Consider the following 9777-nt stretch of genomic DNA (forward strand, 5'->3'; position numbering starts at 1 on the left):
CGCGTGGGGTGGTGGCGATGACGGACGGAACGCGCCCGCCCACGCCGTCCCCGGCCACCGAGGCGGGGGTGCTGCGTCCGGCGGTCGGCCTGCTCCGCCGTTGGTGGCCGGTTGGTGCGGTCGCCGCTCTGCTCGTCGGGGCCACGCTGGCCGCCGCGCACTCGTCGATCGGTGCCAGCCGGATCCCGCCGGTGGAGCAGGTCCCCTGGGTCCCCGAGTACCCGACCGCCGAGCCGCCGCCGTCGATTCCGGTCGAGCCGCGTGACGCCGGCGAGGCCACCCAGGCGCACATCCCGCAGTGGATCGCGACGGTCGCGATGGTGCTGCTCGGGCTGGCCATCCTCGCCGCTCTCGGCTACCTCGGCTGGATCCTGCTGCGGGGCCTCCGCCGCCGCCGGGCCACCCGCGCGCTGCCCGGACAGTGGCCCCGGCGTACGGCCGAGGGCACCGCCCGGGAGGTGGTCGCCGCCCTCGACGCCGGCCTGGTGGAGCTCGACGACCGGGACACCGACCCCCGGGTGGCGGTGATCGCCTGCTGGGTCCGCCTGGAGGAGGCCGCTGGCGCAGCCGGTGTTTCCCGGCGGGCCGGGGACACCCCCACCGACCTGGTCACCCGTCTGCTGCGCGGCGATCCGGCGGCCGGGGTGCCGGCGATCGTCAGCACCGACGTGTTGGCGGAGTTCGCGCACGTCTACCGCGAAGCCCGGTACGCCACCCGACCGGTCGACGAGCGCACCCGTGACCAGGCCCGCGCCGCGCTGCGCCGGCTGCGCCACGAACTGGCCACGGTGGCACCCACCTCGGAGGTGCCGGCTTGAGCAGCACCAGCATCGACGACCTGCTCGCCTTCGAGGAGGAGCCGGCGCCGGTCGGCCCGCAGTCGCGTGGCGGTCGGTCCCGACTGGTGCTGCGCTCGCTCGCGATCGCCGCCGCGGTGGTCGTGGTGCTGGTCGTCGGCCTCCGCGGGGTCGGCCTCCAGGTCTCTCTGCCCGTGCTGATCGCCGGGGTGCTGGCCGTGCTGGCGGTTCGCCGGGTCACCGCCCTGCTCGCGCCGCCACCGCCACCGCCACCGGGCGGCCGGGTGGCGACGGGAGAGGATGACGGCAGCTACAACTGGGGAGCCCGGGACGCGCTGCGCGCCGCGATCAACCGCTGGGAGTGGCCGCTCGACTGGTCCAACACGCGACCCGAACGCTTCAGCAGCGTGATCCTGCCCCGGATCGGTGAGTTGGCCGACGAGCGGATGCGCCTGAAACACGGCGTCACCCGTGAGTCGGACCCGGCCCGCGCCCGTGCCCTGCTGGGCGACCGACTGTGGACGTTCCTGGAAAGCCCGCCTCGCCGCCCCCCGTCGCCGCGCGACCTCGCGGTGATCGTCGCCGAACTGGAGAACATCTGATGAACGACGTGGACCGGAGCTTGCCCGCCGCCGAGGTCGGCCAGCTGGCCCGGGCGGTCCTGGATGCGGTCGGCACCGTCGTGGTCGGCAAGCGGGACGCGTTGGAGCTTGTCCTCGCCGGCATCCTGGCCGGTGGGCACGTCCTGCTGGAGGATCTGCCGGGGCTGGGCAAGACGCTCACCGCGCGCTCCTTCGCCCAGGCGCTCGGGCTGGACTTCCGACGGCTCCAGTTCACCCCGGACCTGCTCCCCGCCGACGTCACCGGCTCGTTCCTCTACGACCAGCGCAACGGCGACTTCACCTTCCGGGCCGGCCCGATCTTCACGAACCTGCTCCTCGCCGACGAGATCAACCGGACGCCCCCGAAGACCCAGTCCGCGCTGCTCGAAGCGATGCAGGAGAAGCAGGTCTCGGTGGAGGGGGTGACCTACAAGCTGGACGAGCCGTTCCACGTGCTGGCCACCGCCAACCCGATCGAGTACGAGGGCACGTACCCGCTGCCCGAGGCGCAGCTGGACCGCTTCCTGCTCCGGGTCTCGTTCGGCTACCCGGACCACGAGGAGGAGTGGGAGGTGCTCCGTCGCCGGATGAGCCGCCGCCGCGAGGAGGCGGAGATCAAGCCGGTGGTCGACGCGGCCACCCTGCGGGCGATGCAGGCCGCGCTGGAGGACGTCGTGGTGGAGGACTCCATCGGCCGCTACATCGTGGCGCTCACGGCGGCCACCCGGGAGCACCCGTCGGTGCTGGTCGGCGCCTCGCCGCGTGGCTCGCTGGCGCTGCTGCTGCTGGCCCGCGTCCGCGCGGTGTTCGGCGGCCGGGACTATGTGGTGCCGGAGGACGTCAAGGAGGTGGCGGCGCCCGCGCTGGCCCACCGGATCACCCTGCGCCCGGAGATGTGGCTGCGCCGGGTCGACCCGGCGTTCGTGGTCGGCGAGGTGCTGGAGGCAACCCCCGCGCCGGCCAGCGGCGCACTGCCCAGCTACGCCGCCGGCGGGCCCCGGCGCTGATGACCGGACCGACCGTGCCCGTGCCGCGATCCACCGAGCCGGAGCCGGCGACCGGTTGGGCACCCACCTGGGCGCTCAGCCGGGCGGTGCTGCTCGCCGGCCTGCTGCTGGTGGCGGGCGTGCTGCTGGGACGGGTCGACCTGATCGTGCTGGCCGCCCCGTTCGCGCTGGGCACCGCGTACGCGCTGCGCCGCCGGCCCACCGCGCTGCCGCAGGTCTGGATCACCCCGGGTGACGATGGGCCGCTGGTCGAGGGCGGCGAGGTGACGGCGGCGGTGAGCGTCGGCAATCCGGACACGGTCGACTACGACCTGGTGGTGGTGCGGTCCCGGGTGTCGCCGTGGCTGCGGATCGAGCGGGCCGGCTTCGCCCGCGATGAGTCGCCCGGCGACGCGACCCCCGACGGTGGTGCGACCCCCAACGGTGGTGCGGTACCGACCGGCGGGACGGGCCGCTCTGTCGCCGATCGGCCGTTCGTGACCTCGGTGCCGAGGTCGGAGGCCGTGGACCTGGAACTGGCCGGCCGGGCCCTGCGCTGGGGTCGGCATCCAGTCGGTCCGGCCGGCGCCCGGGTCGCCACGGCGGGTGGCCTGCTGGTCTCCCGGGCGGTGATCACCGAGCCGGTCCGGGTGCGGGTCTATCCGCGGACCGAGCCGTTCGAGGCGGTGGAGGCGATGCCCCGGGCCGCCGGCCTGGTCGGGGCACACCACTCCCGCCGGCCGGGCGAGGGCGGCGAGTTGGCCGGCGTCCGGATCTTCGCCCCCGGTGACCGGCTGCGCCGCATCGACTGGCGGGTCTCACTGCGTGCCCGGCAACTGCACGTGGCGGCTACCCTCTCCGACCGGGACGCGGAGGTGGTGGTGCTGCTCGACGTGCTCGCCGAGGCCGGCCGGTCCGGCGGCGTGGGCGGCGCGGCCTCGGTGCTGGACACCACCGTGCGGGCCACCGCCGCGATCGCCGAGCACTACCTGCACCGGGGCGACCGGGTCTCGCTGCTGGAGTACGGCCCGGCGGCCCGGCGGCTGCGCCCGGCGGCCGGTCGCCGGCAGTACCTGACGGTGCTGGAGTGGCTGCTCGACGTGCGCGCCCAAGCCTCCCAGCACGAGCCGTACGACCAGGTGTTCGGCCCTCAACTGCTCTCGTCGGACGCGTTGGTGGTGGTGCTCACCCCGCTGCTGGACGAGCGGTCGGCACAGATGCTGGCCCGGCTGACCCGCGCCGGGCGGTTCGTGGTGGCGGTCGACACGCTGCCGACCGACCTGACGCCGCCCAGGGACCGGGGCTGGGCCGAGGTGGCGTACCGGCTGTGGCGGCTGGACCGGGAAACCATGATCGGGCAGCTCCGGGAGCACGGGGTGCCCGTGGTGCGCTGGGCCGGCGCCGGCAGCCTGGACCAGGTGCTGCGGGACGTCGCCCGGCTGGCCACCGCCCCGAGGGTTGGTGGCCGGTGAGCGCGAGGAGTGAGGGCGGGCATCCATGATCGACACCGTCACCGGGCGGGTCAGGGCGGCGCAGGACGCCTTCGCCCGGATCAGCCCCGCCCCGCTCATGGTCCGGGCCGGGATCTTCGTCAGTGTGCTGGCCGGGTTCGCGCTGGCGTTCCCCGCCGAGGTGCTGACCGGCCGGCCGCTGCTCTTCATGGCGGTGGCCGCGCTGTTGCCCGCGGTGGGCCCGCGCCGGGTCTGGCCGACCTTCACGGCGCTGGTCACGGTCGGTGGCTGGTTGCTCGCCACCGATGGGTACGGCCGGCCGGTGGCGCTGTGGCGGCTGCTTGCCCTCGCCGCGCTGCTCTACCTGGCGCACACCCTGTGCGCGTTGGCCGCGCTGCTGCCCTATGACGGGGTGGTGGACCCGGAGCTGATCACTCGCTGGTTGTTGCGGGCGGCCGCGGTGCTGCTGGGTACCGCCGTGCTGGGGGTGCTGCTGTTGCAGGTGGCCGGCCTGGGCGGGGACAGCGGCCACCAGTGGGCCACCGTGCTGGGGCTGCTGGTGGCGGTGGGGACGGCCGGGTTGCTCGGCTGGCTGCTGCGCCGCAGGTAAACCGGGCGTGCCGACCGGGTTACCCGGGTCACAGGGGTTGTGTTCCGTCACAGATGGGGGGCGCGAGCGGGATTACCTGAGCCGCTCGGGGAAAGATAGATGACGTGAATCCGAAGCGGATCCTTGTGGTGGGTGCCGGGCACGTCGGTCTTTACGCCGCCCTGCGCCTGTCGAAGAAGCTCAGCTCCCGTGAGGCTGAGGTCATCGTGGTTGACCCCCAGCCGCACATGACGTACCAGCCGTTCCTGCCTGAGGCGGCAGCGGGCAACATCTCCCCCCGGCACTCCGTGGTGCCGCTGCGGCGGGAGTTGCGTCGGTGCACGGTGGTGGCGGGCACGGTCACCCGTGTCGAGCACGACCGCAAGGTGGCCACCGTGCAGCCGATCGCCGGCCCGGTCCGGGAGATCGCGTACGACCACGTGATCGTGGCCCCCGGTTCGGTGTCCCGGACGCTGCCGATCCCCGGCCTGCACGAGCACGGCATCGGGTTCAAGACCATCGGTGAGGCGATCTACCTCCGCAACCACGTGCTGGACCGGCTGGACGTGGCGGCTGTCACCCCGGACCCGGAGGTCCGCCGTTCGGCGCTGACGTTCACCTTCGTCGGTGGTGGCTACGCCGGCATCGAGGCGCTCGCCGAGATGGAGGACATGGCCCGCGACGCCATGCGCTACTACCCGGAGCTGAAGCCGGAGGACATGCGCTGGGTGCTGGTCGAGGCCACCCAGCGGGTGCTGCCCGAGGTGGACCGGGACATGGGTGCCTACACGGTGCAGCAGCTGCTCAAGCGGAACATGGACATCCGGCTGGACACCCGGCTGGAGTCCTGCGTCGACGGGGTGGTCAAGCTCTCCGACGGTGACAGCTTCCGCTCCGACACGATCGTCTGGACGGCCGGCGTGAAGCCGTCGCCGATGTTGGACGCCACCGACTTCCCGCGCGACGACCGTCGGCGGGTCACCTGCCTGCCGACCCTCCAGGTGGTCGACGGTGACCGGGTGGTCGAGGGCGCGTGGAGCGCCGGTGACTGCGCCGCGGTGCCCGACCTGACCAAGGAGCCGGGCAACTACTGCTCGCCGAGCGCCCAGCACGCGGTCCGCCAGGCCGCCCAGATGGCCGACAACATCGCGGCGGTGATCCGAGGCCGCGAGCCGGTCAACTACAAGCACAAGCACGTCGGCAGCGTGGCCAGCCTCGGTCTGCACAAGGGCGTCGCCCAGGTGTACGGGATCAAGATGACCGGCTGGCCGGCCTGGTTCATGCACCGGACGTACCACATGAGCCGGATCCCGTCGTTCAACCGCAAGGTCCGGGTGGTGGTGGACTGGTCGCTGGCGTTCTTCCTGAAGCGCGAGGTGGTCGCCCTGGGCCAGCTGCACGACCCGCGCGAGGAGTTCGTCGAGGCGTCCCAGCCGGTTGGCGCCCCCCGCGTCTGACCCGATCGACGAACAGGGCCCCCGCTGCACCGTTCCTGGTGCCGCGAGGGGCCCTGTTCGACGTCCGGGTCAGACCCGCCATGTCCAGGCGTCGGCGATCCGGGTGGCCGGGCCGTAGAGCTGCTCCAGGGTTGCGCGCAGGCTCTCCACGTGGGGGGCGTCGTCGGCCAGCGCCACGCAGGACGCGCCCCAGAAGTCCGCGTCCCGGGCTGCCTGCCGGCGCTGCTCGTCACCGATGGGCGGCTGGTCGCCGCGTCGGGCCACGTCCGCCAGCAGCGCGGAGGTGGGCTGCTTGAAGGTGCCCATCGCCGCGGTGCCGCCCCGGCCGTACGGGCCGATGAAGAAGCCCTCGGGCAGACCGAAGCCGGCGTCGGCGGCGGCCGCCCAGCGCATCGGCCACGGCTCCTTGGGAGTGGGCAGCGGCACCGGGACCAGCACCCCGCCGGGGCGGACACACTGCCGCCAGTGCCCGCCGGTGATGAACTCCGGCAGGGCGGGTCGCTCGGCGGTCGGCAGGGGGGCCGGGAAGATCGGCAGCAGCGCCGCGACGACGGCCAGCGGCACCAGCCGCCGCGCCCGACCGGTGCTCTGCAGTGCCCGGTCGACCGCCAGCACCAGCAGCGTCGCGACGATCGGGAGCAGCGCCAGGCCGAACCGCATCGGCAGGGCGCCGTCCACCACCGGCAGCCCGGCCAGCAGGGCGTACGGGCCGGGCAGCGCGGTCCGGGTGCCGCCGAGCACCACCTCCGGGCCGAGCGAGAGCGCGCCCATCGCCAGGGCGGCTGCCACGCACGCGAGCACCAGCCGGCGCCGCCCGGCCCAGATCGCGCTGGCCACGGCGACCAGCAGCAGCGGCCAGCCGAGGAACGTGTTGTACTCGGCCGGGCCGGTGGTCAGCCGGGCGGATTCGTCGCTGCCGGCCACCGACAGTGGGGAGACTGTCCACCAGCTGCTCAGGTCGGCCGAGAAGTAGTCGGGGCTGAACATCCCGTCGGCGACCCCCTGCGGCCCGGCGAACTGGAACCACAGCGGATACCCCAGCACCAGCAGGGCCAGCCCGGCGGCGATGGCCAGCCCGCCGGCGAACGCGGGCAGCGCCCGCCGGGCCAGGTCCCGGTCCGCCATGGCGTAGCTGACCGCCATCACCAGCAGCGTGACGGCGGCGAGGAAGAGCACCTCCTCGCCGATGAAGACCTGCGCGGTGACGGCGGCGGCCAGCCCGGCCGCGGAGCTGAAGATCCGCCGCCGGTCCAGCCCTGCGGGCCGGGCGCCGTCGATCCCGCTGTGGGTGGCGGGCGACGTGGGCTTCGGGTCGGACGCTCGCAGTAGCCGGATCACCAGCCAGACGATCACCGGCACCAGCCATTGGGCGGTCATGTGCAGGTGGCTGTTGGTCTGCGAGATCATGCCCGGGCCGAACCCGCACAGCCCTCCGCCGAGCGCGGCGGCGAGCCGGCGGGCGTGCAGCGTCCGGTGGAACAGCAGGTACCAGGCGACGGCGGTGCCGGCCAGGTTGGCGGCGGCGAGCAGCGCGAAGGTGACCGGCGCGCCGAGCAGCAGGGTGATCGGTGCACAGACGATGCCGAGCGCGATGACCGTGGTGTTGGCCATCATGTTGACCCCGTCGGGGGCGTTGAGCCGGTCGGTGAGCAGGCTGAAGTCGCCGAGGAGCGCTCGCGCGTCGACCGCCAGGAACCACTCGTAGAGGGCCTGGTCCTCGGGGTTGAGCGCCATGACCCGCCCGCCCGGGTCGGGCCACAGGCCGTGGGTCAGCCAGCCAGCCAGGACAGTGCAGATCAAGGCGACCAGCAGGTCCGCCCGGTGCCGGTGAACGGCGGACAGCAGCCGGACGGCCCAGGCGAGGCGGTTGATCTGATCGGAGCGGCGGAATGCCTGCTCAGGGGCGGCGTCGGGGGCCGTGGGGGCTGCGCTGCTCACGCCATCGACCCTAGTGCGGGCTGGCCGGCGGGGTACGCCGGGTCGCCAACGACCCGCTACGGTGACACTGCACCGTGCGTGTCGGCGCGCCGGTGCCACCCGCCCGGGTGGTGGAACGGCAGACACGGCCGCCTTAAAAGCGGCTGCCGCAAGGCGTGCGGGTTCGACCCCCGCCCCGGGCACCAGCCGCCACGGGCCGCATTCCCATTCGTGATCACCAGGAGTTGGCCGGGCCGTTTACTCTTGGAGGGCACGTTCACGTGCAAACGACCCCCTGAGGGAGGCCAGACAGTGAAGACCTCGAACCCGGTGCTCGCCCGGCTCGGCCAGGCGGCCGAGCGGGAGCGTTCCGCCGGGTACGCACCGACCGGGCCGTACGGACAGCCCGGCATTCCCCAGCAGTACCCGTCCCAGGCCGGTTACCCGGCAGCGCCGCCCACCGTGGCGCCCATGACCGTCGACGACGTGGTCGTCAAGACTGTCGCCCTGCTCGGCATCCTCGGCATCTCCGCCGCGGCCGCCTGGGTGCTCGTGCCCGACTCGCTGGTCGGTGCCGCCTGGATCGGCGCGGCGGTGGTCGGCTTGGTGCTTGGCCTGATCATCTCGTTCTCCCGGATGGCCAACCCGGCGCTGGTCATCACGTACGCGGTCGTCGAGGGTGTCTTCGTCGGCATGGTCAGCAAGGCGTTCGAGTCGGCGTTCGACGGCATCGTGCTGCAGGCCGCCTCGGCGAGCTTCGGCATCTTCTTCCTGATGGCGATCCTGTACCGGGCGAAGGTCATCCGGGCCACCCCAGCCTTCGTCAAGGGCATGATCGCGGTGATGACCGGCCTCTTCGCGGTCATGCTGATCAACCTGGTGCTGGCCCTGTTCGGCGTCAACACCGGCCTGCGTGACGGCAGCCCGCTGGCCATCGGCTTCAGCCTGGTCTGCATCGTGGTCGCGTCGTTGAGTTTCGTGCTCAGCTTCAAGGAGATCGAGGACGGCGTCCGGATGGGCCTGCCCCAGCGCTACTCCTGGACGGCCGCCTTCGGCATCCTGGTCAGCCTGGTCTGGCTCTACATCGAGATCCTGCGCCTGCTGAGCTACTTCCAGGGCGACGACTGACCTCGTCCGCGCTGCTGACCGGCGCCCGCTCCCGCTTCTGCGGGGGCGGGCGCCGTCGTCTGCACCGGGCGCGCTGTTTGGCCGCCGTCGCCGGCCGGCCCGGGGCAGAGTGACTGCGAGGGGGTTGCTAACTGCTTGTTGTGGAGTGTCCATGAGTGACTGTTAGGTGCTTTTAGTGTTGTATGATCCTCGTTGTGATCCTGACGGAATGGGCTAAGGCGCAAGGTGTTGCACCGCGTACTGCGTATCGCTGGTTCCGTGAGGGCACGTTGCCGGTCCCTGCGCGACGGGTGGGGCCGCGCACGATCCTGGTGAACATCGAAGCGAACACCGTGCCGGAAACGGTCGGTGGTGTCGGGTTGTATGCCCGTGTTTCCTCGCATGGCCAGAAGGACGATCTGGAGCGGCAGACCGCCTGCTTGGCCCGGTGGGCGGCGCAGGCTGGTCACCGTGTCGTCCGTGTGGAGTCGGAGATCGGCTCCGGGATGAATGGTGGCCGTTGCAAGGCCCCGTCGGCTGCTGGCCGACCCGCAGGTGAGCATCGTGGTGGTGGAGCACAAGGACCGGCTGGGCCGGATGAATGTGGAGCTGGTCGAAGCCACGCTCGCCGCCCACGGCCGTCGTCTCGTCGTCTTGGACGAAGGTGAAGTCGAAGACGACCTGGTGCGGGACATGGTGGAGATACTGACCTCGTTCTGCGCTCGCTTGTATGGCCGCCGGTCTGCGAAGAACCGGGCGAAGGTCGCGTTGGAGGCCGCGGCGCGTGGCTGACCTGCGTGATATCGCCCGGCCGTTCGTCGCCGACTCCGCCATGGGTGTGTGCATACGCGACCGGCTCAAGGGCCTCACT

The 9777-nt window shown here is 72.6% G+C and carries 8 protein-coding genes, 1 tRNA gene and 1 pseudogene; 9 read left to right on the plus strand and 1 reads right to left on the minus strand.

Features of this window, described 5'->3' with window-relative positions; genetic code table 11:
* The first annotated feature begins 17 nt into the window (after positions 1–17).
* The 6 genes from ABZV00_RS07110 to ABZV00_RS07135 all read left to right on the plus strand — a co-directional run bounded on the left by ABZV00_RS07110 (position 18) and on the right by ABZV00_RS07135 (position 5882).
* Positions 18–818, plus strand: a complete 801-nt coding sequence (locus ABZV00_RS07110; protein ID WP_355602561.1) for a DUF4129 domain-containing protein — start codon at positions 18–20, stop codon at positions 816–818.
* Entirely contained in the window at positions 815–1399 is a 585-nt protein-coding gene (locus ABZV00_RS07115; protein WP_355602563.1) for a hypothetical protein, read from the plus strand. The genes ABZV00_RS07110 and ABZV00_RS07115 overlap by 4 nt, the downstream gene beginning before the upstream one ends.
* The gene (locus ABZV00_RS07120; RefSeq protein WP_328423601.1) at positions 1399–2406 is read left to right on the plus strand and encodes a MoxR family ATPase; all 1008 of its coding nucleotides are present in this window, start codon (positions 1399–1401) and stop codon (positions 2404–2406) included. Before ABZV00_RS07115 ends, ABZV00_RS07120 begins: the two co-directional genes overlap by 1 nt.
* Positions 2406–3857, plus strand: coding sequence for a DUF58 domain-containing protein (locus ABZV00_RS07125; protein ID WP_355602565.1), 1452 nt, complete (start codon positions 2406–2408; stop codon positions 3855–3857). The genes ABZV00_RS07120 and ABZV00_RS07125 overlap by 1 nt, the downstream gene beginning before the upstream one ends.
* 25 nt (positions 3858–3882) lie before the next feature.
* Positions 3883–4446 (plus strand): hypothetical protein, encoded by a 564-nt coding sequence (locus ABZV00_RS07130; RefSeq protein WP_355602567.1) that lies wholly within the window; start codon positions 3883–3885, stop codon positions 4444–4446.
* A 104-nt stretch (positions 4447–4550) separates the two neighbouring features.
* Positions 4551–5882, plus strand: a complete 1332-nt coding sequence (locus ABZV00_RS07135; protein WP_355602569.1) for an NAD(P)/FAD-dependent oxidoreductase — start codon at positions 4551–4553, stop codon at positions 5880–5882.
* A 69-nt stretch (positions 5883–5951) separates the two neighbouring features.
* Here the strand turns inward: ABZV00_RS07135 and ABZV00_RS07140 are convergent, their stop codons facing one another.
* Positions 5952–7820, minus strand: a complete 1869-nt coding sequence (locus tag ABZV00_RS07140; protein ID WP_355602571.1) for a hypothetical protein — start codon at positions 7818–7820, stop codon at positions 5952–5954.
* A gap of 101 nt (positions 7821–7921) precedes the next feature.
* On the opposite strand from ABZV00_RS07140, the gene ABZV00_RS07145 reads away from it, so the two are divergent.
* The 3 genes and pseudogenes from ABZV00_RS07145 to ABZV00_RS07155 all read left to right on the plus strand — a co-directional run bounded on the left by ABZV00_RS07145 (position 7922) and on the right by ABZV00_RS07155 (position 9698).
* Positions 7922–8005: transfer RNA gene (locus tag ABZV00_RS07145), tRNA-Leu, on the plus strand.
* A 106-nt stretch (positions 8006–8111) separates the two neighbouring features.
* A complete protein-coding gene (locus ABZV00_RS07150; RefSeq protein WP_355602573.1) occupies positions 8112–8927 on the plus strand; it encodes a Bax inhibitor-1/YccA family protein in 816 nt (271 codons plus the stop codon).
* A gap of 194 nt (positions 8928–9121) precedes the next feature.
* Positions 9122–9698 (plus strand): annotated as a pseudogene (locus ABZV00_RS07155) (IS607 family transposase).
* The last annotated feature ends 79 nt before the right edge of the window (positions 9699–9777 follow it).

This window comes from Micromonospora sp. NPDC005173, assembly GCF_040608515.1.
GTDB lineage: Bacteria > Actinomycetota > Actinomycetes > Mycobacteriales > Micromonosporaceae > Micromonospora.